General features: G+C 69.9%; 24 protein-coding genes. 13 read left to right on the forward strand and 11 right to left on the reverse strand.

Annotated features, from left to right (window positions below; all coding sequences use genetic code 11):
* Positions 1-11: 11 nt before the first annotated feature.
* Positions 12-272: a hypothetical protein gene (locus tag OHA25_RS53765; protein ID WP_327584567.1), complete on the reverse strand. Its 261-nt coding sequence runs from the start codon at positions 270-272 to the stop codon at positions 12-14.
* Between the two features lie 16 nt (positions 273-288).
* A complete protein-coding gene (locus OHA25_RS53770; RefSeq protein ID WP_305923058.1) occupies positions 289-573 on the reverse strand; it encodes a hypothetical protein in 285 nt (94 codons plus the stop codon).
* 168 nt (positions 574-741) lie between these two features.
* Between OHA25_RS53770 and OHA25_RS53775 the strand changes: the two genes are divergently transcribed.
* The 4 genes from OHA25_RS53775 to OHA25_RS53790 all read left to right on the forward strand — a co-directional run bounded on the left by OHA25_RS53775 (position 742) and on the right by OHA25_RS53790 (position 3371).
* On the forward strand, positions 742-1392 hold the full coding sequence (locus OHA25_RS53775; protein ID WP_327584568.1) for an NIPSNAP family protein: 651 nt from the start codon (positions 742-744) through the stop codon (positions 1390-1392).
* 131 nt (positions 1393-1523) lie between these two features.
* On the forward strand, positions 1524-1727 hold the full coding sequence (locus OHA25_RS53780) for a hypothetical protein (RefSeq protein WP_305923060.1): 204 nt from the start codon (positions 1524-1526) through the stop codon (positions 1725-1727).
* A 44-nt stretch (positions 1728-1771) separates the two neighbouring features.
* Entirely contained in the window at positions 1772-2896 is a 1125-nt protein-coding gene (locus tag OHA25_RS53785) for a hypothetical protein (RefSeq protein ID WP_327584569.1), read from the forward strand.
* A gap of 46 nt (positions 2897-2942) precedes the next feature.
* Positions 2943-3371 (forward strand): hypothetical protein, encoded by a 429-nt coding sequence (locus OHA25_RS53790; RefSeq protein WP_327584570.1) that lies wholly within the window; start codon positions 2943-2945, stop codon positions 3369-3371.
* On the opposite strand, the gene OHA25_RS53795 is transcribed toward OHA25_RS53790, so the two are convergent.
* A complete protein-coding gene (locus OHA25_RS53795; RefSeq protein ID WP_327584571.1) occupies positions 3361-4095 on the reverse strand; it encodes an SDR family oxidoreductase in 735 nt (244 codons plus the stop codon). The two genes, OHA25_RS53790 and OHA25_RS53795, sit on opposite strands and share 11 nt — an antisense overlap.
* 45 nt (positions 4096-4140) lie before the next feature.
* Between OHA25_RS53795 and OHA25_RS53800 the strand changes: the two genes are divergently transcribed.
* From OHA25_RS53800 to OHA25_RS53815, 4 genes are read left to right on the forward strand one after another with little or no spacing between them, the layout of a single operon-like run.
* Positions 4141-4869 (forward strand): enoyl-CoA hydratase family protein, encoded by a 729-nt coding sequence (locus tag OHA25_RS53800; protein ID WP_327584572.1) that lies wholly within the window; start codon positions 4141-4143, stop codon positions 4867-4869.
* 23 nt (positions 4870-4892) lie between these two features.
* Positions 4893-5660, forward strand: a complete 768-nt coding sequence (locus tag OHA25_RS53805) for a CoA transferase subunit A (protein WP_327591181.1) — start codon at positions 4893-4895, stop codon at positions 5658-5660.
* The gene (locus tag OHA25_RS53810; RefSeq protein WP_327584573.1) at positions 5644-6366 is read left to right on the forward strand and encodes a CoA-transferase subunit beta; all 723 of its coding nucleotides are present in this window, start codon (positions 5644-5646) and stop codon (positions 6364-6366) included. Before OHA25_RS53805 ends, OHA25_RS53810 begins: the two co-directional genes overlap by 17 nt.
* On the forward strand, positions 6363-7391 hold the full coding sequence (locus OHA25_RS53815; RefSeq protein WP_327584574.1) for an NAD(P)H-dependent flavin oxidoreductase: 1029 nt from the start codon (positions 6363-6365) through the stop codon (positions 7389-7391). Before OHA25_RS53810 ends, OHA25_RS53815 begins: the two co-directional genes overlap by 4 nt.
* Positions 7392-7418: 27 nt before the next feature.
* Here OHA25_RS53815 and OHA25_RS53820 read toward each other — a convergent pair whose 3' ends face one another.
* The 3 genes from OHA25_RS53820 to OHA25_RS53830 all read right to left on the reverse strand — a co-directional run bounded on the left by OHA25_RS53820 (position 7419) and on the right by OHA25_RS53830 (position 10354).
* On the reverse strand, positions 7419-8699 hold the full coding sequence (locus tag OHA25_RS53820; protein ID WP_327584575.1) for an AAA family ATPase: 1281 nt from the start codon (positions 8697-8699) through the stop codon (positions 7419-7421).
* Positions 8700-9008: 309 nt separating this feature from the next.
* Entirely contained in the window at positions 9009-9689 is a 681-nt protein-coding gene (locus tag OHA25_RS53825; protein ID WP_305923072.1) for a DNA alkylation repair protein, read from the reverse strand.
* Positions 9686-10354, reverse strand: coding sequence for a TetR/AcrR family transcriptional regulator (locus tag OHA25_RS53830; RefSeq protein ID WP_305923071.1), 669 nt, complete (start codon positions 10352-10354; stop codon positions 9686-9688). Before OHA25_RS53830 ends, OHA25_RS53825 begins: the two co-directional genes overlap by 4 nt.
* 97 nt (positions 10355-10451) lie before the next feature.
* On the opposite strand from OHA25_RS53830, the gene OHA25_RS53835 reads away from it, so the two are divergent.
* From OHA25_RS53835 to OHA25_RS53850, 4 genes are read left to right on the forward strand one after another with little or no spacing between them, the layout of a single operon-like run.
* Positions 10452-11615 carry an acetyl-CoA C-acetyltransferase gene (locus tag OHA25_RS53835; protein WP_327584576.1) on the forward strand — a complete coding sequence of 388 codons (1164 nt, stop codon included), beginning with the start codon at positions 10452-10454 and terminating at the stop codon, positions 11613-11615.
* 4 nt (positions 11616-11619) lie between these two features.
* Positions 11620-12984, forward strand: a complete 1365-nt coding sequence (locus tag OHA25_RS53840; RefSeq protein ID WP_327584577.1) for an alkaline phosphatase D family protein — start codon at positions 11620-11622, stop codon at positions 12982-12984.
* A 25-nt stretch (positions 12985-13009) separates the two neighbouring features.
* Positions 13010-14494: a glycoside hydrolase family 3 protein gene (locus OHA25_RS53845; RefSeq protein WP_327584578.1), complete on the forward strand. Its 1485-nt coding sequence runs from the start codon at positions 13010-13012 to the stop codon at positions 14492-14494.
* 4 nt (positions 14495-14498) lie between these two features.
* On the forward strand, positions 14499-15170 hold the full coding sequence (locus OHA25_RS53850; RefSeq protein ID WP_327584579.1) for a pentapeptide repeat-containing protein: 672 nt from the start codon (positions 14499-14501) through the stop codon (positions 15168-15170).
* Between the two features lie 9 nt (positions 15171-15179).
* On the opposite strand, the gene OHA25_RS53855 is transcribed toward OHA25_RS53850, so the two are convergent.
* On the reverse strand, positions 15180-16028 hold the full coding sequence (locus OHA25_RS53855) for a LysR family transcriptional regulator (protein ID WP_327584580.1): 849 nt from the start codon (positions 16026-16028) through the stop codon (positions 15180-15182).
* Between the two features lie 79 nt (positions 16029-16107).
* On the opposite strand from OHA25_RS53855, the gene metE reads away from it, so the two are divergent.
* Entirely contained in the window at positions 16108-18255 is a 2148-nt protein-coding gene (gene metE / locus OHA25_RS53860) for a 5-methyltetrahydropteroyltriglutamate--homocysteine S-methyltransferase (protein ID WP_327584581.1), read from the forward strand.
* Here the strand turns inward: metE and OHA25_RS53865 are convergent.
* From OHA25_RS53865 to ngcE, 4 genes are all read right to left on the reverse strand, one after another.
* The gene (locus OHA25_RS53865; protein WP_327584582.1) at positions 18246-18797 is read right to left on the reverse strand and encodes a GNAT family N-acetyltransferase; all 552 of its coding nucleotides are present in this window, start codon (positions 18795-18797) and stop codon (positions 18246-18248) included. The genes metE and OHA25_RS53865 overlap by 10 nt on opposite strands.
* 398 nt (positions 18798-19195) lie before the next feature.
* On the reverse strand, positions 19196-20113 hold the full coding sequence (locus OHA25_RS53870; protein WP_327584583.1) for a carbohydrate ABC transporter permease: 918 nt from the start codon (positions 20111-20113) through the stop codon (positions 19196-19198).
* Positions 20113-21024 (reverse strand): carbohydrate ABC transporter permease, encoded by a 912-nt coding sequence (locus OHA25_RS53875; RefSeq protein WP_327584584.1) that lies wholly within the window; start codon positions 21022-21024, stop codon positions 20113-20115. The genes OHA25_RS53870 and OHA25_RS53875 overlap by 1 nt, the downstream gene beginning before the upstream one ends.
* Complete coding sequence (gene ngcE, locus OHA25_RS53880; RefSeq protein WP_327584585.1) at positions 21024-22436, reverse strand: N-acetylglucosamine/diacetylchitobiose ABC transporter substrate-binding protein; 1413 nt, start codon at positions 22434-22436, stop codon at positions 21024-21026. The genes OHA25_RS53875 and ngcE overlap by 1 nt, the downstream gene beginning before the upstream one ends.
* Between the last annotated feature and the right edge of the window lie 5 nt (positions 22437-22441).

The raw sequence follows: 22441 nt of genomic DNA on the forward strand, positions 1-22441 counted from the left end.
TCGAGGACCAATCAGTCGACGATGTCGTCGATGCTCGCGCGGCTGCCGTAGCTCGCCGTGACGGCGTTGCCGTTGACGTTGTTGACGCTGCTCGCGCCGTGGCCGTTCACGTTGACGTTGACGACGTTGCCGAAGTTGTTTCCGGACTGGGACGAGGACCTGTTGGAGCTGGAGTTGCCCGCGTTGACGTCCGCGTACGCGGCGGCGGGCAGGAGCCCGGCGCCGGCCGCGGCCGCGGCGATGAGGCCGGTCGCGCAGAGCTTCTTCACCATGTCGATGTCCTTTCGGTCAGCCGAAGATGTATGTCACCGTGATGCCGCCGTGCGTGGCGGTCGAGGCGATGCCGTTGACGTTGTTGACGTTGGTCGAGGCGCCCTCACCGCGGTTGGCGGCCGAGACGTCGCCGAAGTTGTTTCCCGACTGGGACGAGCCGCTGCTGCCGCTCCAGTTGTAGGACCAGGAACGGTCGCCACAACGGTCGGACCAGCCGTCAGCGCGCGCGGGGACAGCAGGGAGCGCGCCACTCGCGACCGCTGCCACCATGGCCGCGGCGGCGCACACTCTTCGGATCACTTCTGCTCCTTCGCCCTCAGGGCCTTTGACCTTTCCTTGGCCCTTGGAGATCAAGGTCGATGCGAGCCTATAACTCTGCGTTGTCAATTGATAGCTCAAAGTAATCAGAATATTGTTCGGCGCATACGCTGACGCAGGATGTCAGCGACCCGGGCCTATCGTCCCCGCATGATCTACGAGCTGCGGCAGTACACGTTGCGCCCGGGGCGGCGCGACACACTCATCGAGCTGTTCGAGCGGGAGTTCGTCGAGACGCAGGAGGCGGCGGGCATGCGGGTCGCCGGGACCTTCCGCAACCCGGACGCGCCCGACACGTTCCCCTGGCTGCGCGCCTTCCCTGACATGCCGGCCAGGAAGGCGGCACTGGAGACCTTCTACGGCGGGCCCGTGTGGCAGGCCAACCGCGACGCGGCCAACGCCACGATGATCGACTCCGACGACGTGCTGCTCCTGCGCGCCCTCGCGGAGCCGCCCGCATGGGAGCGGCCGCCTGTCGGCGCGGCCGAGCTCCCGCCGTCGATGTACGTGGCCACGATCTGCCACGTCGAGGACGGCTTCGCCGGCTTCTTCGACTCGGAGGTCGCTCCGGTGCTGGCCGAGGCCGGGGTGCCGGTGGTGGCCCGGTTCGAGACCGAGCACGCGGAGAACACCTTTCCGCGCCTGCCGGTCCGTACCGGGGAGACGGTGTTCGTGTGGTTCGCCCGCTTCGACACGCCGGAGGACGAGCGGGAGGTGGACCTGCCGATGCTGAAGACACGCCTGACCGCGGCCCCGCAGCGGCTCCGCCTGCGTCCCACCGCCCGGTCCGCCATGCGCTGAGCACGCCCAGGGGCCACCCCCTGACCAAGGGGCGGGCGAAAGCTGGGGTTTTCCCTAGGAGGCACCCTGAGTCTGCGGGTACGCCGGACATCTACGCTCCAAAGGCGGTAGATCTCAGCGGAGGGCCATGGATGGACGTGCATGAGATCAGAAGACGGCACGAGGACGAGCTCCTCGCCATCCCCAACGTCACCGGCGTCTCCACCGGCAAGGGCGACGCGGACGAGGACGTGATCGTCGTCTACGTGACCCACATGGTCTCGTCAGGAATCCCGGCCGAGCTCGACGGCGTACCCGTCAAGGTCATGGAGATCGGGACCCCCACGGCCCAGTGAGCATCACCGCACCCGGAACTCCTTCCAGGTAGGAGGTGGTTGGCGTGAGCCAGCCGGAACTGATGCGCGGATCCCAGGGCTATCGCCTGTCCGACGCCGCCAAGGAGCAGGCTGCCCACACACTGATGGATCCTGCGACGCGGCCGAGCAATGTCGTGGGGTTCGGCCAGGGCGTCAAGTGGACGCACGGGGAGCCGACCGGCGAGCCGGCGCTGCTCGTCTTCGTGTCGCAGAAACTCCCGCCCACCATGCTCAGGGAGCAGGATCTGCTGCCCCGGCGCATGGACGACGGGACGACCGTCGACGTGGTCAGGGTGGGCCACGTCGTCGCCGAGCGGCTGATGGGCTCTCCCCAGGCGGTGAGCGCCCCCGCCGCCCAGTTCATGGGCGCACCCGCTCCCGCGATTCCGCGCGGCGACGGCGCGCCGGCCGACACCGGCGTACAGGTGCTCACCCGGCGCCTGCGGCCCTGCCCGTCCGGCTTCTCCATCGGCAACGTGCAGGTCACGGCGGGCACGATGGGCAGCGTCGTCTACGACTTCCTGCCCGGCGCCACCATCGACCCGCCCGCGCCCGGGCTGGGCATCCCCTCCCGGTTCTACGTGCTCAGCAACAACCACGTCCTGGCCGACTCCAACCGCGCCCCCGTGGGCAGCGCGATCGTGCAGCCGGGCCGCTTCGACGGCGGTGTCGATCCGCAGGACCGGATCGCCGTCCTGTCCAGGTTCATCCCGATCGACCTCACCCCGGCCATCCCGCTGACGAGCCACAACAACATCGTGGACGCCGCGATCGGCGAGGTGCAGTTCCAGGAGGCCACCAGGGAGACCTACTTCAACGGCGCGCCCAGGGGCTGGCGCCGCAAGGCCAACGTGTCCGTCGGCGACCTGGTGAAGAAGACGGGGCGGACGACGAACCTGACAGTGGGCCGCATCATCGCGGTGGACGCCACGATCGACGTGAGCTACGGGTTCGGCATCGGCCGCTTCCGCGACCAGATCGTCACGACCGCGATGTCGGCGGGCGGCGACTCGGGCTCCCTCGTCACGAGCCTGGACAACGTGGCCATGGGCCTGCTTTTCGCCGGGTCGGTCCAGGTCACCATCGTCAACCACATCGAGCACGTCCGTAGCCTGCTCCGCGTCGAGATCGCCGAGACGCTGGCGTAACCCGCTGAGACGCCGCAGCGGTGCGGCATCGGAGGAGAGAAGCACCATGCCTCAGTCAACCAAGGCGCCCGACCGGACCTTTTACGACGCCACCGGAGGGCAGGCCAAGTCCTTCGCGGAGTCCGTCGCCGCGCAGAAGAGCGCCACCATCAACGCCTACGTGGAGCTGCGCAACGGGTCGGCGATCTTCGTCATCGACCTCGAGATCGACCCGAACACCTATCCGTTCCAGGTCGTCAGCGGCACCATCAAGTCGGGGATCTGCGGCGCGCCGTGGGCCGTCACCAGCGGCCACCTGGGTGAGCAGCTCCTGCTGAACGCCACCAGGAAGGGCCAGGGCAGCTGCGCCGGCACCATCACCGTGGTGGGAGAGCAGCAGGATCCGCTGTCGTGGCGGGGGACGTACGGGTTCGACGGCACCGCCTCGTCGTTCCGGCACACGACGATCTTCCACGCCTGGTCGCTCAGCCCGTGAGGTCACCGGCCAGGTGGCGCCAGTAGGGGATCTCGCCGCCGCCGTCCACCCGTACCTCCGCGCCCGTCACATAGGCGGGCGCGGACAACCACAGGCACGCGCCGGCCACGTCCTCGGGCGTGGCCGGCCGGCCGGCCGGGATCGCCGCGCCCATCCGGCCGTCCCCATGCTCGCCGTAGTGGCCCGCCGCGCTCTCGGTGGCGGCCAGGCCCACGACGACCGTGTTGACCCGCACGTCGGGAGCCCACTCGGCGGCCAGGCAGCGGGCCAGGTGGTGCAGTCCGGCCTTGGCGGCGCCGTACGCGGAGGTGCCGGGCGAGGGACGGGCGCCGCTGGAGCTGCCGATCATCACGATGGCCCCGCGGGCGGCGGCGAGCAGCGGGTAGGCGTACTGCGCGACCAGCAGCGGGGCCGTCAGGTTGAGCTCGATGACGCGGGCGTGCAGGCGCGGCGAGGTGCCTTCCAGCGGCGCGTACGGCGAGCCGCCCGCGTTGTTGACCACCACGTCGAGCCGGTCGAACCCGGCCACGAGCCGCTCGACGTCTTCGGGGACCCGCACGTCCGCCCGCACGAACCGGAACTCCTTGCCCGGGGGCGGCGTGCGAGCACAGACGGTCACCTCGGCTCCCGCCTCATGGAAGGCCCGCGCGATGCCCGCGCCGATGCCCTTGGTCCCGCCCGTCACCAGGACCGACTTGCCCGAGTAGTCGTAAGTCAGGGTCACGGATGCTAACGTACCAAGCAAGCGTTAGGTGAACCAGGGAGCGAGATGGGGATCACGCTGCGGGCCGGGCCGATCGCCGAGGTCGTCGTCGATGTGCCGCCGGTGAACGCGTTGACCGTGCGGGGCTGGGAGGAGCTGGCCGAGGCCGTGCGGGCGGCCGGAGACGACCCGGGGACCAGGGTGGTCGTGTTGCGGGCCGAGGGGCGCGGGTTCAACGCCGGGGTCGACATCAAGGAGCTGCGGGACGCCGTGGGACACGAGGCCCTGGTCGGGGTCAACCGGGCCTGCTACGCGGCGTTCGCGGCCGTCTACGAGTGCGCGGTGCCGGTCGTGGCGGCGGTGCACGGGCACTGCCTGGGCGGCGGCGTCGGGCTCGCCGGGAACGCCGACATCGTGGTGGCCGCCGACGACGCCTACTTCGGGCTGCCCGAGGTGGACCGGGGCGCGCTGGGCGCGGCCACGCACCTGGCCAGGCTGGTGCCGCAGCACCTGATGCGGGCCATGGTCTACACCTGCAGAAATGTTTCCGCGGCCGAGTTGCACGCGTTCGGGTCGGTGCTGGAGGTCGCGCCGCGCGACAAGCTGCGGGACGTGGCGATGGAGGTGGCCGGGCAGATCGCCGCCAAGGACCCGTACGTCATCCGGCGCGCCAAGGAGTCGCTCAACGGCATCGACCCCGTGGACGTCAAGCGCAGCTACCGCTTCGAGCAGGGCTTCACCTTCGAGCTGAACCTCATGGGGGCGGGCGACCGGCACAGGGAGCGATTCACGTGACGGCGGTTCGCGACAACAAGGTGATGTCCGCCGAGCAGGTCGCGGGCGCGCTGGAGAGCGGGATGACGGTCGGGATCGGCGGCTGGGGCTCGCGGCGCAAGCCCATGGCCCTGGTGTCGGCGATCCTCCGCTCCCCCGTCCGTGATCTCACGATCGTCTCCTACGGCGGCCCGGACGTCGGCATGTTGTGCGCGGCCGGGAAGGTGCGCAAGGTCGTGGCCCCGTTCGTCACGCTCGACACCATCCCGCTCGAGCCCCATTTCCGGCGGGCCAGGCAGGCGGGGGAGATCGAGTTCACCGAGTACGACGAGGGGATGTTCATGTTCGGGCTGCTGGCCGCGGCACACCGGCTGCCGTTCCTGCCGACGCGGGCGGGGATGGGGTCGGACGTGATGCGGGTCAACCCGGGGCTGCGGACGGTGCGGTCGCCGTACGAGGACGGGGAGGAGCTGGTCGCGGTCCCGGCGCTGACCATGGACGTGGCCTTGGTGCACATGAACCGGGCCGACGCCCGGGGCAACGCCCAATACCTGGGGCCGGACCCGTACTTCGACGACCTCTACGCGAAGGCGGCGGCGCGCTGCTACGTCTCGTGCGAACGCCTCGTGGACACCGCCGACCTGCTGAAGGAAGGGCCGGTGCAGTCGCTGCTGATCAGCCGGTCGATGGTGACCGGCGTGGTGGAGGCGCCCGGCGGGGCCGGGTTCACCTCGTGCGAGCCGGACTACGGACGCGATGAGGAGCGGCAGCGGCGTTACGCGGAGACGGGTGTCGATGAGCAGCAGGGCTGATATCTGCGTGGTGGCGTGCGCGGAGGCGTTCAGGGGTGACGGGGAGATCCTGGCGGCCGGGATCGGCGGGGCGGTCACGGTGCTGGGGGCACGGCTGGCGCGGCTGACGTTCGAGCCTGACCTGCTCACGAACGACGGCGTCTGCCTGCTCACCGGGGACGTGCCCGCGCTGGGCCGCGCGCCCGAGGTGGTCGAAGGCTGGCTGCCGTTCAGGGAGCACCTGTGGCTGGTGCTGAACGGGCGGCGGCACGTCATGCTCGGCGCGAGCCAGATCGACCGGTACGGCAACACGAACATCTCCTGCATCGGCGACTGGGCACGGCCCAAGACGCAGTTGCTGGGGGTGCGGGGCGCGCCGGGTAACACCCGGTGCGGCCCGACGAGCTACTGGATCCCCCGTCACAGCCCCCGGGTCTTCGTCCCGAAGGTGGACATGGTGAGCGGTATCGGGACCGACCGCGGGGCCTTCGAGCTGCGCCGCGTCGTGACGAACCTGGCCGTGCTGGACTTCCGCACCCCTGACGGGTCGATGCGGCTCGCGTCCGTGCATCCGGGGGTCACGGTCGACGACGTGGTGGCGGCGACCGGCTTCGACCTCGTGATCGACGCGGATGTCCCCGTGACGCGGGAGCCGGAGCCCGAGGAGCTGCGGGTCCTGGACCTGCTCGACCCCTCCCGGAGCCGCGACCGCGAGGCGGCGGCGTGAGGACCGCGCTGACGTCCCTGGTCGGCTGCCGGTATCCGATCGTGCAGACCGGAATGGGGTACGTCGCGGGCGCGCGGCTGGCTGCGGCCGCCTCGCAGGCGGGCGGTCTGGGGGTGATCGGCGCCGCCACCATGTCGGTCACCGAGATGACCGAGGCCATCCGGCGGGTGAAGGAGCGCACGGACGCGCCGTTCGGGGTCAACATCCGCTCCGACGCCGACGACGCGCCCGAGCGGGTCGAGGTGATGGTGCGGGAGGGCGTGCGGGTGGCGTCGTTCGCCCAGGCGCCCAGGCGGGACCTGATCGCCCGCCTCAAGGATGCCGGGGTGGTGACGATCCCCTCCGTGGGAGCTCGCCGGCATGCGGAGAAGGTGGCCGCATGGGGCGTGGACGCGGTCATCGTGCAGGGTGGCGAGGGCGGCGGCCACACCGGCCCGGTCGCCACCACCCTGCTGCTCCCCCAGGTCGTGGACGCGGTGGACATCCCGGTGATCGCGGCCGGCGGCTTCTTCGACGGGCGGGGGCTGGTGGCGGCGCTGGCGTACGGGGCCTGCGGGATCGCCATGGGCACCCGGTTCCTGCTGACCAGCGACTCGCCGGTGCCCGACGAGGTGAAGAAGGTCTACCTGGCGGCGCGGGAGACCGTGGTGACGACCAAGGTGGACGGGGTGCCGCATCGGGTGCTGAGCACCCCGTTCGTGGCCTCGCTCGAACGCTCCCGTCTGGCCAGGGCCGTGGTGAACGGGGCCAGGTTCAAGCGGCTGTCCGGGTTGTCGTGGGCGGCGCTGATCCGCGAGGGCCGCCGGATGCGGCGCGGGCGGGAGCTGACCTGGGCCCAGGTGCTGCAGGCGGCGAACACGCCGGTGCTGCTGCGGGCGGCCATGGTGGACGGGCGGGCGGATCTGGGCGTGATGGCGTCGGGCCAGGTCGTGGGCGTGATCGACGATCTACCCTCATGCCGGGAGCTGATCGAGCGCATCATGGCGGAGGCCGACGCCGTCCTGTCCCGCCTCGATCGCCGCTAGCCGGACGCGGCAGGCGGCTCCACCGCTCTACCCCGGCCAGACCCCCACGATGTCCTCCGGCCCCCAATGCACGTCAACAGGCCCAACTCCGGCGGCCATCCCCGAACGGGAGACGACCACGGTCCCGGTCCGTCCGGGAACCACCCCAGGAACCTGAGCCGAGGCTTCGAACATCGCACGCAGCGCGTGTCCATCGAACTCGCCGTCGAGCCATTTCACCGACCCGGTGAAGAACACCTGCCGAGCCACCGGCCCGCGATCGGCGCCGACCAGGTCCACCTCAGGGTTGAACGACCGGTTCCACCAGCCGCCCACCACTGCGGTCTCGGGCCAGGGAAGCTCGTCCGCGGCCATCGCCAGCGAGTCGCGGATCAACGGCTCCACGGCCCGCCCCCGCCAGGCCGACCATCGTCGTTCCACACCCCGGAAGCCCACCTCGGGCCTGCCCCTGCGGCTCTCTTCCTGCGTCTGACGCAAAGCCGCCAGGTAGAGCCGGAGGTTGGAGTCCGCAACATGGTAGAGGGCGGGCTTGCCCGGCCTGGTCGACAGTGGCTCGTTCATCGCCACGACGCGCTTGTCGTGCGTGAGCTTGTGCAGGATTGGCGAGAGAGTGCCCGAGACGAGCGCGCCGCCCGGGCCGCCGGCGGTCGCCGCGATGTTCGCCTGCGTCCGGTCTCCGCTGCCGATGGCTTCCAGGACACGGTGCGCGATGTCCGGCGAGGGGAACTCCGCCATGAGTGTGGCCTCAGGAACGGCGAACAGCGGCGAGACAGGCTCGGCCGACTCCTGACGGATGAAGTCCAGCGCGGGCATGCCGTGCGGCCAGCCGCGCAGGATCCCTGGCAGACCGCCGCTCACCAACTGGGCGTCGATCGCGTCGGCACCGCTCAGTCCGGTCGCCCGCGCGGTCTCAGCGGGATTCAACGGCCCGAGGATCATCGGATCCGCCCTGCCGTAGAAGGGCCGGTCGTACGAGGTGAGGCGCTCCATCATGTGCAGATCGCTACCGAGCAGCAGCAGGACGACAGGGCGCCTGGACAGCAGCCGATCCCACGCCACCTGCAGCGACCCATCGAAGGTCGGATCCTGCTCGGCCAGCCAGGGCAGCTCATCCAACACCACGATCGACGGCGTGGCAGGCAGAACGGACGCCAGGATCTTGAACGCCTCGAACCAATTCCCTGACTCGAGCAATGAGACCAGTCCGGGGTCCTCGGGAAGGGATGATTCGGCCAGCTCCCGGCAGAACCGGCTCACGGAGTCGACCGGCGCGGCCCCCTTGATCGCCGAGAAGAAGAGGTATGGCACGGCCGCCTCGTCACAGAACTCTTGAACCAGCCGGGATTTCCCCACCTGCCTCCGACCCCGGATGGCCAGCGCGGTCCCATGGACCTCCCTCATCGCCTGGTCCAGCCGCTTGTGGAGGAAAGCCAGCTCAACGGACCTGCCTACGAAGCCGAACCCTGCCACCTCGACATCTCCTATGTAGATTGAATCTATATAGATTACATCTACCAATGACGCCGGCGTCGCTGAACCGGGTCCGCATCCCGCCACCGCCCGGCACCGCACACCCATCCCTGACGTGATCAGCTACGGCTGAAGCGCGGAGCGCCGCTAGGTGACCGGCAGGTTGCGCAGCGCTTCGCGGCGGCTCAGGCCCGTGATGCCCTTGGCCTTCACGTAGCGGACGACCTCGCCCGGATTGGTCTTGGCGTATTCGCGTAACGCCCACCCGATCGCCTTGCGGGCGAAGAAGTCGTTGTCCGACAGGCTCGGCTCGATACACGCGTACAGCAGGGCCGTGTCCGTGCGGCCCTTGAACCGGTTTTGGCACAGGATCGCGGTGCGCCGCTTCCACAGGTCCGCGTCGTGCGCCCACTCCAGCATGAGCGGCCGCATCGAGTCAGGGTAGGCGGCCAGCAGCCCGCCCATCCGGTGCGTGGCCAGCTCATCCACCAGATCCCACCAGGCGCCGGTGACGATCATCTCCTCGTACATCGGCACCGTGTAGAGGGTCTGGAAGCTCCGGTAGAGGTGGTATCCGGACAGTTCGATCGCGGCGTAGCGCTCCTCGCGGTATTCGGCCTCGCGCCACAGCGATAACACGGCCCGCCGCCAATCCGGCGCGCTCTCGAGGCGGTGGTCGGCGAACACCCGCTTGAGCGCGGCCCGCCGGGGCACCGCCTGGACGCCCAGGAACGGCATGGCGGACTTCATGTAGGCGCGCATCGCCTCCGCCTTGTCCGGTTCGGCCACGGCCTGCAGCGCCAGCCGGACCGCCTTGCCCAGGCTCATCCCCGGCGCTGCGTCGTGCGCTCGCCCGTGGCGAGTCCGTCGAACAGCACGGTGATGTAGTGCTCGGCCAGCCCGCCCGTGTTGAGCCTGCCGCCGGGGCGGAACCAGCGGACCGCCACCCAGATCGTGTCGCGGATCATGCGGTAGGTCAGCTTGGGGTCGACGTCGGAGCGGAACTGCCCGGCGAGCTGGCCCGCCTTGATCTGCGCCACCCAGATCTGCTCGACCTCGTCCTCGGCCTTGACGAGGTAGTTGAAGCGTTCGAACTGCCGCAGGTAGTTCCAGTCGTTCTGCATGACGGTGATCGCGGCCCGGTGCGGCTCCAGCGTGCCGAAGCCGATGCGGACCATCTCCGACAACACGGTGCGCGGGTCGGAGCTGGTCTCGACCGCGGCGCGGTAGCGGGCGATGAGGTCGTCGAGGAAGGTGGACAGCACCTCGTCGACGATCGTCTCCTTGGAGTCGAAGTGGTGGTAGAGACTTCCGGAGAGGATGCCCGCCTCGTCGGCGATCTCCCGTACTGTCGTGGCCTGGAAGCCCTTGCGCGCGAAGAGCTCCGCGGCGAGCTTGACGAGGTGGTCGCGGCGCTCGGACGCCGACCCGGTGGAGGTCGCGCGCTGGCGCTTCGCCGGTGCGGCGGTGCCGGAGTTCTTTCGCGTGGTCACGTCACCATTATGAGCCCACGGACAATCGCTTGCTCACCTAACCGGCCCAGCTCATCGGGCATTCCAGGTTAGACCAAGCGCTTGCTACGATGCGTAGATGAGCGAGGCGTACATCGTCGGCGCCGTCCGCACCCCCGTCGGGCGCAGGAACGGCGGCCTGGCCAGGATCCACCCCGCCGATCTCGGGGCGCACGTGCTCAGGGAGCTGATGGACGGCACGGGCGCCGACCCGTCGGCCGTGGAGGACGTGATCTTCGGCTGCGTGGACACGATCGGGCCGCAGGCCGGCGACGTCGCCCGCACCTGCTGGCTGGCCGCCGGGCTGCCCGAGGAGGTGCCCGGTGTCACGGTCGACCGCCAGTGCGGCTCCTCCCAGCAGGCGCTGCACTTCGCCGCACAGGCCGTGTTGTCGGGCACCAGCGACCTGGTGGTCGCGGGCGGTCTGCAGAACATGAGCATGATCCCCATCTCGTCCGCGATGCTGGCCGGGCGCGCGCTCGGGCACGAGACCCCCTTCGGGGGCTCGAAGGGCTGGGTCGAGCGGTACGGCACCCAGGAGGTCTCCCAGTTCACCGGCGCCGAGCGGATCGCCGCGCACTGGGACATCTCGCGGGAGGAGATGGAGCGGTACGCGTACGAGTCGCACCGGCGTGCCCTGCACGCCATCGACGCCGAATATTTCCGGCGGGAGATCGTTCCCTGCGAAGGTGTCGCCGTGGACGAGGGCCCGCGCAGGGACACCACGCTCGACAAGATGGCCGCGCTCCAACCCCTGGTCGAGGACGGCCGGCTGACGGCCGCGCTGGCCTCGCAGATCTCCGACGGCGCCGCCGCCCTGCTCATCGCCTCGCCCAGGGCCGTACGCGAGCACGGCCTGACTCCGCGTGCCCGCGTGCACCACCTGTCGGCCCGCGGCGCGGACCCGATCACGATGCTCGACGCCCCGATCCCCGCCACCGTCCACGCGCTCGGCATGACCGGCATGTCGATCGACGACTTCGACGCCATCGAGATCAACGAGGCCTTCGCCTCCGTCGTGCTGGCCTGGCTGAAGGAGACCGGCGCCGACCCGGCCAGGGTCAACCCGAACGGCGGCGCGATCGCCCTCGGCCACCCACTCGGCGCGACCGGCGCCGTGCTGGCCGTCAAGCTGCTGCACGAGCTGGAGCGGACCGGCGGCCGATACGGTCTGCAGACCATGTGCGAGGGCGGCGGACAGGCGAACGTCACCGTCATCGAACGGCTCGGTGCGTCACCATGACGGTATGGCAAACCCGTTCACCCTGGGTGTCGCCTCCGGCGAGCCGATGCCCGACGGCGTGGTCCTCTGGACCCGCTTAGCCGTCGATCCACTCAACGCCGACCCTCTGCGGCCCGGCGGCATGGCTCCGCGGGCCGTCGAGGTCCGCTGGCAACTCGCCGAGGACGAACGGTTCACCCAGGGCCTGCGCCAGGGGACGCTCCAGGCGCTGCCGACCTGGGCGCACAGCGTGCACGTCAGGGTGGCCGGGCTCAAGCCGGGCGCCGACTACTTCTACCGGTTCCGGGCGGGCGGCAACCTGAGCCCCGTCGGGCGCACCAGGACCGCGGACGACCCGGCCGCGGCGCGGCCCGTGCGGTTCGCGATCGCCAACTGCCAGCGGTATGAGCACGGCTTCTACACCGCGTACCGGCATCTGGCCGAGGAGCGGCCCGACGTCGTCTTCCACGTCGGCGACTACATCTACGAGTCGCGCCAGGCCGCCACCGTCGTGCGGCCGCTGGGGCCGGTGCCCGGTGAGATCAGCAGGTTGCACGAGTATCGCCTGCGCTACGCCCGCTACCGGACCGACCCCGACCTGCAGGCCGCCCACGCCGCCGCGCCCTGGGTGCCGACCTGGGATGATCATGAGGTGCTCGACAACTACCGGGGCAGGGGCGACGGATCGGCCGCGTTCCTGCGCCGCAGGGGCGCCGCCTACCAGGCCTACTACGAGAACCAGCCGCTCAGGGTGCGGCCGCAGGACGGGCATCTGCAGATGTACCGGCGGCGGACGTACGGGCTGGTCGCCGACTTCATGGTCCTGGACGTCCGCCAGCATCGCGACGCCGGCAGCATGCTCGGCGCCGCACAGGAGCAATGGCTGATGTCCCGGCTGCTCACCAGTCCGGTCAGGTGGCGGGTGCTGGTGCAGCCGCTGTTCTTCGCCCGCCGCTTCGTCCCAGGCCCGCCGCCAAACCTGCGCCCGGACTCCTGGGACGGTCACCAGGCCGAGCGCGCCCGCATCCTGGCCGCGACCGCGTCCGGGCTGGTCGTGTTCAGCGGGGACGTGCACAACTTCTGGGCGGGAGAGCTCAAGACGGACTTCCTCGATCCGGCTTCGGCCACGGTGGGGGTGGAGTTCGTGGGCAGCTCGATCAGCAGCCGACCGCCGCAGACCGACGGCCCCGCCGTGCTGGCCGCGAACCCCCACTTGAAGTTCTTCGACGACCGCCGGGGCTATCTGTCCTGCGTCGCCGGCCCCGACGAGCTGCGGGTGGCGGTGCGTGCGGTGGACTTCGTGGACAGGAGAGGAGCACCCATACGGACCGTGGCGGAGTTCCTCACCAAGGGAGATGGGTTGACGTCAGAAAATACCCCTAGCAAATAGGAAACTTTCCTATTAGATTGCGGGCATGCCCCAGAGCGGTGACCTGCTTCGCCTCGCCGACGCCGTCCTCTTCCCCGGTTTCGCGGGACGGACGCCCCCCGACTGGCTCCGTCGCAGACTCGGCGACGGGCTGGCGGGCGTGGTGCTGTTCTCCCGCAACATCGCCGGCCCCGGCCAGGTGGCCCGGCTGACCGCCGAGCTGCGTGCCGAGAACCCCTCGGTGCTCGTCGGCACGGACGAGGAGTCCGGCGAGGTCACCAGACTGGAGGTGGCCACCGGCAGCAGCCGCCCCGGTGGGTACGCGCTCGGCGTCGTGGACGACGTGGCCCTGACCGAGGCCCTCGCCCGGGACCTCGGCGGCGACCTGGCAAACGCGGGCATCACGATCGACTTCGCCCCCTCGGCCGATGTGAACTCCAACCCGGACAACCCGGTCATCGGCCTGCGGGCGTTCGGCGCCGACCCGGTCCTGGTGGCCCGGCACACCCGGGCGTTCGTCCGCGGCCTGCAGTCGGCCGGCGTCGCCGCCTGCGCCAAGCACTTCCCCGGGCACGGGGACACCTCCATCGACTCCCACCACGGCGTGCCCGTGGTGGCCGGCGACGGGATCGAGGCCGCGCTGGTCCCTTTTCGCGAGGCGATCAAGGAGGGCGTCAAGGCCGTCATGACCGGCCACCTCCTGGTGCCCTCGTACGACGCCGAGTTGCCCGCCACGCTCAGCCCCAAGGTTCTCACGGGGCTGCTCCGTGAGGAGCTGGGCTACGACGGGATGATCATCACGGACGGCATCGAGATGGCCGCGGTGTCGGGGGTGTACGGGATCGGGGGCGCCTCCGCCCGCGCCATCGCCGCCGGAGCCGACGCGATCTGCATCGGCGGCGAGCGGGCCGACGAGGCCGTCGCCGTCGAGGTCCGCGACGCCATCGCCGCCGCCGTGACCGAAGGACTGCTGCCCGAGGAGCGGCTGGCCGACGCCGCTCGCCGGGTCCGCGAGCTGGCCGCCTGGGCCGCCTCCTCGGGCAGCCAGGCACAGGGGCACGAGAACGGCTACTTCGGCCTCACGGCCGCCCGCCGCGCCATCCGCATCACCCGCCGCTCCACGGCCCCGATCCTGCCCCTGCCCTCGGCCCCGTACGTGGTCGAACTGGCCCCGGAGATGAACCTGGCCATCGACAAGGGCACCCCCTGGGGCGTCGGCGAGCCCCTCACCCGCCTGCTGCCCGGCACCACGGTCACCCGCCTCGCGGTCGGCGAGGCGACCGGCGCCGCGCTGGAGCGCCTGATCGGCGAGGCCGTCTTCCGCCCTCTGGTGATCGTGGTCCGCGACGCGCACCGCTACGCCTGGCAGGCCGAGGCCCTGCGGCACCTCCTCAGCGCCCGCCCGGACGGGGTCGTGGTCGAGATGGGCCTGCCCGCCCGCTCGGACCTGGGCGCCGTCCACATCGCCACGTACGGCTCCGCACGGGTCTGCGGGCAGGCGGCGGCCGAGGTTCTGACCGGTAGTGTGTGACACCGTGAATTTCGACGGCGAGGACCTCTCACGCAAAGCGCTGGCCGACCGCCTACCGCCGGACGAGCCGCACGTCTTTCGCGACTGCGACCTCACCGAGACCGACCTGTGGGGCGCCTCGCTGGCCGGGGCCCGGTTCGAGTCCTGTGTTCTGGAGCAGACCGACTTCCGCAAGGCCGACCTGGATGGGGCGGTGTTCACGGGCGGTGGCGGGATGCGGACCCGGTTCAGCGACGCCGACCTCATCGACGTCACGTTCACGGACGTGGACCTGTCGTCGGCGCAGTTCGGCGGGGCGCTGCTGACGGACGTCTCGTTCACCGGGTGCCGCATGATCGGCGCCTCCCTGACGGCGTCCCGTGGCACCGGCTTCAAGATCGCCCGCTCCAACCTGACCCTGGCCAATCTGGGCGGTTGCTCGCTGCGCGGTGAGGCCATCGAGGGCGTGCGTTTCGACGACGCCGACCTGTCGGGGTGCGACTTCACCGAGGCCACGTTCAGCGACTGCCGCTTCATCGGGACGCGCCTGCTGAACACGAAGTTCACGAAGGCCGATCTGCGGGGAGCCGATCTGGGGCAGCCGGACGACGCCAAGCTGCGGGCCTTCGCCGGCGCCATCATCAACCAGACCCAGGCCAACGCCATCCTCGCCGCCCGCGGCATCACCGTCCTCTGACCGTCGCCGTCACCTGGTCCACAACGCGTCCTGCACCGCCTGGACCAGGGCCATCAGCTCCGGCGTGACCCGGTCCTTCGACCAGGCCAGCGCGTACGTGATCCGCAGGTCGCCCGCGTCCAGCGGCACGAACCGCACGTCGTCCCGCCTGATGCTCCTGACCAGCAGCTGCGGGATGGGCAGCAGGCCCGCGCCGGCGGCCACCAGGTCGAGTGCCGCGGCGAAGTCGTCGTCGGCCACCATGCGGGAGCGGCCTGGCAGGCCGGTCCACGGGCGGGTGCCCGGTGTGAGGAGCACCTGGCCGGCCAGGTCGGCCGCGCCCGCCTTCTGGGCGGAGGCCAGCCGGTGGCCGGCGGGGACGGCGAGGTGGTCGACGGTCACGTGGAACCTGGCCGCCGTGACGAAATGGGCCGGTGCCGGGGTGGCCAGGATGGCGGCCGAGACCTGGCCGTCCGTGAGCGCTTGGGCCGCCGCCCCCCGGCCCGCGACCGTGAGCTCCACGCCGATCGGCGGGTTGCGTCCCGCGAGACGTCTGACGATCCGCGCCGCCAGCGTGCCCACCAGTGGTGGATAAGCAAGGTGAATGGTCGGGCGGGCGAGCCTGGCCGCTTCGGCGGTGAACGCCCGGGCCGATTCGAGCATTTGCTCCGCGTACGGCAGCAGCGCCTTGCCCTCGGCGGTGAGCCGCACCTCGCGGGCGGTGCGGTCGAAGAGCTTGACGCCGGCGGCGCGCTCGAGGCGGGTGATGGCCTGGCTCATGGCGGGCTGCGACATGCCCAGGTCCGCGGCGGCGGCGGAGAAGCTGAGTCGCGCCGCGACCCGCGTGAAGCAGTGGATCTCCCTGAGCATAAGCAGCATCAATACATGGTGCACGACTGTCCGGGTACTCGGCACGATCACAACGATCTGTCGTCCGACGTCACAGGGAGTTGAGAAGATGTCGCCGTTCCCCAAGTCCACCGTGCTGGGTTACCCGAGGATCGGGCCGCGGAGGGAGCTGAAGCGGGCGCTGGAGTCTTACTGGGATGGGCGCTCGAGCCGGGCGGAGCTCGACCGGGTGGGCGCCGGGATCCGGGAGCGCACCTGGCGCAGGCTGGCCGAGCTCGGCCTGGAGGGGCTGCCGTCGAACACGTTCTCGCTGTATGACCAGGTGCTGGACACGGCCGTGCTGCTCGGCGCGGTGCCCGAGCGGTATCGCGCGGCCGAGGACCCCTACTTCGCGATGGCCCGCGGCACCGAGGGGCTGGCGCCGCTGCGGATGACGAAGTGGTTCGACACGAACTACCACTACATCGTGCCGGAGATCGGTCCTGACACCGTGTTCAAACTGGACGCGAGCAAGCCGCTGGGCGAGGTGCGGGAGGCGCGCGCGCTCGGCTACGAGACGCGGCCGGTGGTGATCGGACCGGTGACGTTCCTGCTGCTGGCCGGTGCGCTGGAGCGGCTGGACGACGTGCTGGGCTGCTACGAGGAGCTGCTCGGCGCGCTGGCCGCCCAGGGCGTCGCGTGGGTCCAGCTGGACGAGCCGGCGCTGGTGGCGGACCGGACATCGGAAGAGCTGGCCGCGGTGCGGACCGCCTACGAGCGGCTGGGGGCGGTGGGCTCGCGGCCCGGGTTGTTCGTGGCGTCCTACTTCGGGGATCTCGGGGAGACCCTGCCGGTGCTGGCCGGCACGCCGGTGGAGGCCATCGGGATCGACCTGGTGCGGGGCGGGGTCCCCGTCATCGATCTGACCGGGAAGACCGTGGTCGCCGGTGTCGTGTCCGGGCGGGACGTGTGGCGGACCTCGCCCGAGCGGGCGCTGGCCGCGCTCGGCTCCGTGCGGGCCTCGCAGGTGACGGTGAGCACCTCGTGCTCGCTCCTGCACGTGCCCTACGACGTGGAGGCCGAGCCGGAGCTGGATGCGACGCTGAGGTCGCGGCTGGCGTTCGCGGAGCAGAAGGTGGCCGAGGTGGTGGCACTCGCGGCCGCCGACTTCACCGGGCCTGCGCCGGCCGTGCCCTCGGTGCCGCTGGCGGAGCCGGTGGTCGCGGAGGGACGCGGCCCGTACGCGGTGCGGGCCGCGGCGCAGGCCGCGCACCTGCGGTTGCCGCCGCTGCCGATCACCACGATCGGCTCGTTCCCGCAGACCGGCGAGCTGCGCGCGGCCCGGGCGGCGGTGACGGCGGGGACGCTGACGCAGGCGGAGTACGAGCGGCGGGTCGAGGCCGAGATCGAGCACGTCATCCGGGTGCAGGAGCGGCTCGGCCTCGACGTCCTCGTGCACGGCGAGCCGGAGCGCAACGACATGGTGCAGTACTTCGCCGAGCACCTCGACGGCTTCGCGGTCACCAGGAACGGCTGGGTCCAGTCGTACGGCTCGCGCTGCACCCGGCCGCCGATCCTGCACGGCGACGTCGCCCGGCCTGAGCCGATCACGGTGCGGTGGGCCACATATGCGCAGTCGCTTACCGACAAACCCGTCAAGGGCATGCTCACCGGGCCGGTCACGATCGTGGCCTGGTCGTTCGTCCGCGACGACCTGCCGCTGCGGGACGTGGTCTTCCAGGTGGCGGACGCGGTGCGGGAGGAGGTCCGTGACCTGGAGGCGGCCGGGGTGTCGATCGTCCAGGTGGACGAGCCGGCGCTGCGTGAGCTGCTGCCGCTGCGACGGGCCGCCCAGGACGAGTACCTGGAGTGGGCGGTGGCCGCGTACCGGCGGGCCACCTCGGGGGCCGGCGATCGCACACAGATCCACACCCACCTGTGCTACTCCGACGCCGACCAGATCCTGGCCGCCATCGACGGGCTGGACGCGGACGTGACCACGATCGAGTCCGCCCGGTCGGGGGCGCGGATCCTGGGAGCGGTGGAGTCGTTCGGGCGCGGGCTCGGGCCGGGCGTGTACGACATCCACTCGCCGCGGGTGCCGGGGGCCGCGGAGGTCGAGGACCTGCTGCGCCGGACGGTGCGGGCGCTGCCGCTCGAGCGGGTCTGGGTCAATCCGGACTGCGGGCTGAAGACGCGGACGTACGAGCAGGTGGAGGCGGCCCTGGCGAACGTGGTCACCGCCACCCGCAGGCTACGTGCCGAGCTTCAGGCGTAGCGCTCGGTGAACTCCTCGATCGTCATTCCGAACAGCACCTCGTCGTCATAGTGACCGGCGTGGTAGTGGCTCCTGCGCCGGCGGCCTTCCTCGACGAAGCCCAGCCGCCGGTGCAGGGCCAGCGACGCGTCGTTGGAGGCGTAGACCCACGCCTCGGCCTTCTGGAAGCGGCGCTCGAAGAACATGTAGCGCAGCAGGATCACGATGGCGTCGCCGGCGTAGCCCTTGCGCTGGTGTGGGGTGCCGACGCTGATCCCGTAGGCGAAGGTGCCGTGCTCGCGGGCGGCCTGGTGCGTGTTGAGCGTCCCGACCGGGACGTTGCCGTCCCTGGTGGCGATCACCAGTCTGAATTCGTCGAGATCCTTTTCCCGCTCGGCCTCCTCCGCTGCCCACTTCCTGGCGTAGGCGGCCGAGATGGGCGGATGGAGCCGCCAGCCGTTCCTGACCGCGTCGGAGTCCTCGTTGAAGGCGTGGAACGCCTCCCAGTCCTCGGGCTCCATGGCGCGCAGGCGAACGCGCTCTCCCACCCATGCCGATCTCATGGGACGAAGGAAAGCAGATCACCGCCAGGGATCGCGAGCCATTTTCGCGTCGGCCCGCTCCTGGTGCCGGTGCCCCCCGGCCAGGTCGACCCACACCTTGGCGGCGCGGGCATAGCTTCCTCTGGCGGTCTCTTGGTAACACCCATCATCGGTACGGCGCCGGACGAAGAATTCGGCGCCTTCTGAGCACAGGATGTATTCCTCGCAGCAGGATGCCTCGACCACCGCTGGGAGTCGGCTCCTAGGGGCGTGCGGTCTCCAGTCGCACATGGAGGCCCACCACGAAGAGAAGCTGTCCGGATGCCTGAGCACGATCAACGACCCACCTCCCGAAATGCGTCCATAACTATTCCGGCAGATGTGACGTTGCCTCAAGGTAGCAGTGCGGTTGCGCTGCGTTATTTCAGGGCTCCAGATGTCAGGCCTGACTGGATCTGGCGCTGGAAGACCGTGTAGACGACCAGCATGGGGAGGATGGCCAGGGTCAGGGCGGCGAACAGGGCCGACCAGTCCTGGTCATATCCGGCGGCGGTGGAGATGTCGGCGATGCCCTGGGTCAGCACCCACTTGTCCCGTTCCTGGAGCAGCACCAGCGGGAGCTGGTACTGGTTCCACTGGCCCAGGATGTTGAAGATCGTGATGCTGATGATGCCGGGCCGGGCCATCGGCAGCATGATCTGGAAGAACACCCGCGTGTGCGACGCGCCGTCCACCATCGCCGCCTCCCCCACCGCGGTCGGCAGCGTGCGGAAGAAGGCCGACAGAAAGAAGACGGTGAACGGCATCGAGTACGCGATGTAGACCAGGACCAGCCCCGCGTGCGTGTTCAGGCCGATGAACGGGCCGACGAGCGGCACGTTGCCCATGTTCTGCACGACGAAGAACAGCGGGGTCAGTGCCAGATAGACCGGGAACGCCAGGCCCGAGACGAACAGCAGGTAGACCGCGCGGTTGCCGCGAAAGGGGTAGCGGGCCAGCACGTAGGCGGCCATCGAGCCGATGAGCATGGTGCCGAACGTGCTGAACGACACCACGATGACGCTGTTGAGCATGTACTGGCCGATGTGCGCCTGCTCCCACGCCCTGGCGAAGTTGTCCCAGCGCAGTGCGGCGGGCAGCGACCAGGCGTCGCCGAAGATCTCATCCTCGCTCTTGACCGAGGCCAGGAACGTCCACAAGATCGGCACCACCGTCAGCAGCGTCCACACCAGCAGCGCCAGGTGCGTGAGCACGCCCAGCGGCCCGAGGCGCCGCCTGCGCTCCTGGCGGGCGAGCTTGCGGGAGTTCGCCACCGTCCACGAGGTCATCGTTGTCATCAGTACTCGATTCGTTCGCGTCGGGACAGGCGCAGCGAGAGGATCGCGAAGCCGACGGTGAAGAAGAACATCACGACGCCGAGAGCCGAGGCGTAGCCGAACCGGAAATACTGGAACGCGTTGCGGTAGATCTCGGCCGCCATGACCGTGGTCGAGAAGTCGGGGCCGCCGTGCTGGTCGGTCATCACCCAGACGATCGCGAACACGTCCAGGGCGAGGATGCCCAGGTAGACCCAGGCCACCTGGACGGTGTCCCAGAGCAGCGGCAGCGTGATGCGGAAGAAGAGGCTGAGGCGGCCCGCTCCGTCGATCTGCGCGGCCTCGAACATGTCCCTGGGGATGGAGGCCAGGCCGGCGGAGAAGAGCACGACGTAGAAGCCGACCGCCTGCCACACCATGACGCCCAGCACCGACCAGAACGCCACGTCCGGGTCGGACAGGAAGCCGATCGGCGAGATGCCCAGCGCCATCATCGGGCCGTTCAGCATGCCGCTGCCGTCCGGCCGGAACACCTGCTGGAACAGCACCGCCACCACCGCGACGGCCAGGACCTGCGGGAAGAAGAACACCACCCGGTAGAACTTCGACCCGCGGATCCCCGTCAGGCCCTGCGGTCCGCCCACGTTGAGCAGGAAGGCGAAGAACAGGGCGATGACGATCGTGATCAGCGGCAACAGGAGCAGCAACGCGCCGTTGTGGCTGACGGCCTTCCAGAACGTCCCGTCGCCGAGCAGCCGCTCGAAGTTGTCCAGGCCGATGAAGCGCGGCGTGGCCGTCACGCCGCGCCAGTCGGTCATCGCGATGTAGAACGCCTGGATGTACGGCGAGATGACGTAAACCAGGTAGAGAATCACCGGGGCTGCCAGGAACGAGGTGATGAACAGCCCACGGCGATACCTATTGAAGATCATTAGCGCTTGTACTTCTTGATCGAGGAGTCGTTCTTGATCTCGTCGGCCTTCTTCTGGATGCGCTCCAGGTACTTGTCGGGCGTCAGGCCGCCCGACATGAGCTGGCCGGTGGCGGCGATGGCCTCGTCCTTGAGCGGGCCGTACCAGTTGAACCAGCGGTAGTAGACGGTGTTGGCACCTGCGTCGGTGACGGCCTTGGAGGCGCTGGTGACGCCCGGAGAGATGTCCTTGCCCTCGGTGGCGCCCTTGACCACGGTCAGGGTGCGCACCAGCCCGCTGAAGTCGCCGGCCGCCTTCTTCGACAGCATGCCCCGCAGATACTCCATGCCCGCCTGCGGGTGCGGGCTCTTGGCGGAGACGATGAAGTTCTCGCCCGGCTGGGTGTGCAGGGTGCCATAGGGCATTTTGTCGGACCCGGTGACGTCGGGAATCGGGAACATGCCGTACTCGAAGTCGGGCGGTGTGGTGGTCTTCTGCTCGTTCTCCAGCCAGGAACCGGAGGGCAGCATGGCGACCTTGTACTTGTTCTGCGCGGTCTGCGTCTGGACGTGGTCGAGGCCGGTGGTGCCCTCCATGAGATACTTGGCGCCGACCTCGGCCCAGGCGGTGGCCGCGGACTTCATGGCCTCAGTGGTCCAGGCGCCGTCCTCGAGGTTGTCGATGTTGACCAGCACCTCCTTGCCACCGATCTTGGCGGCCATCGTGAGCAGCGGCTCGTACAGGTACTGCGGGAACTTGCCGGCGTAGGTGAAGGGCGCCATCTTGCCGGACTTCTTGATCGTCTCGCAGAGCGCGATGAACTCGTCCCAGGTCTTCGGGATCTGCCAGCCGTTGTCCCTGAACACCTTCTGCGAGTACCAGATGCCGTGGATGTAGTTGACGTAGCCCAGCACGCTGAACTTGCCGTCGTAGGTTCCGATCTCGATGACCGACGGGTCGATGGTGTCCCTGACCTTGGTGTTCGGGTCGTCCCACGAGGGCGCGTCGAGCAGCGGGGTCAGGTCCTGGAGCTGGCCGTCCTGGGAGAGGGCGCCGAAGTCGATGAAGTTGGCGCCCGAGTTGTCGATCACCTCGGGCGGGTTGCCACCGGCGAAGCGCGGCTGCAGGACCTTGGTGATCTCCTTGGTCGCGTTGTGCTTGATCTCGACGTTCGGGTATTTGGTCTTGAACAGCGGCTGGTGGATGTTCTTGGCGTAGTCCTGGCCGAAGCCGCCGTCGAAGATCCACACCTCCAGCGGCTTGTCGGCCGCCACGCCGAACGGGTTGGCCGCGCTGGTCGCGGCCGGTGCCGAGGAGGCCGTGGCGGTGGGCTGGGAGGCGGGTGTGGCACACGCGGCCAGCGCCCCTGCCACCGGCACGAGGGCGGCGCCGCGAAGAAGCTCGCGCCTGCTGATGCGGGGGGTGGTGGACATATCGA

This window comes from Nonomuraea sp. NBC_00507, assembly GCF_036013525.1.
Taxonomy (GTDB): Bacteria; Actinomycetota; Actinomycetes; order Streptosporangiales; family Streptosporangiaceae; genus Nonomuraea.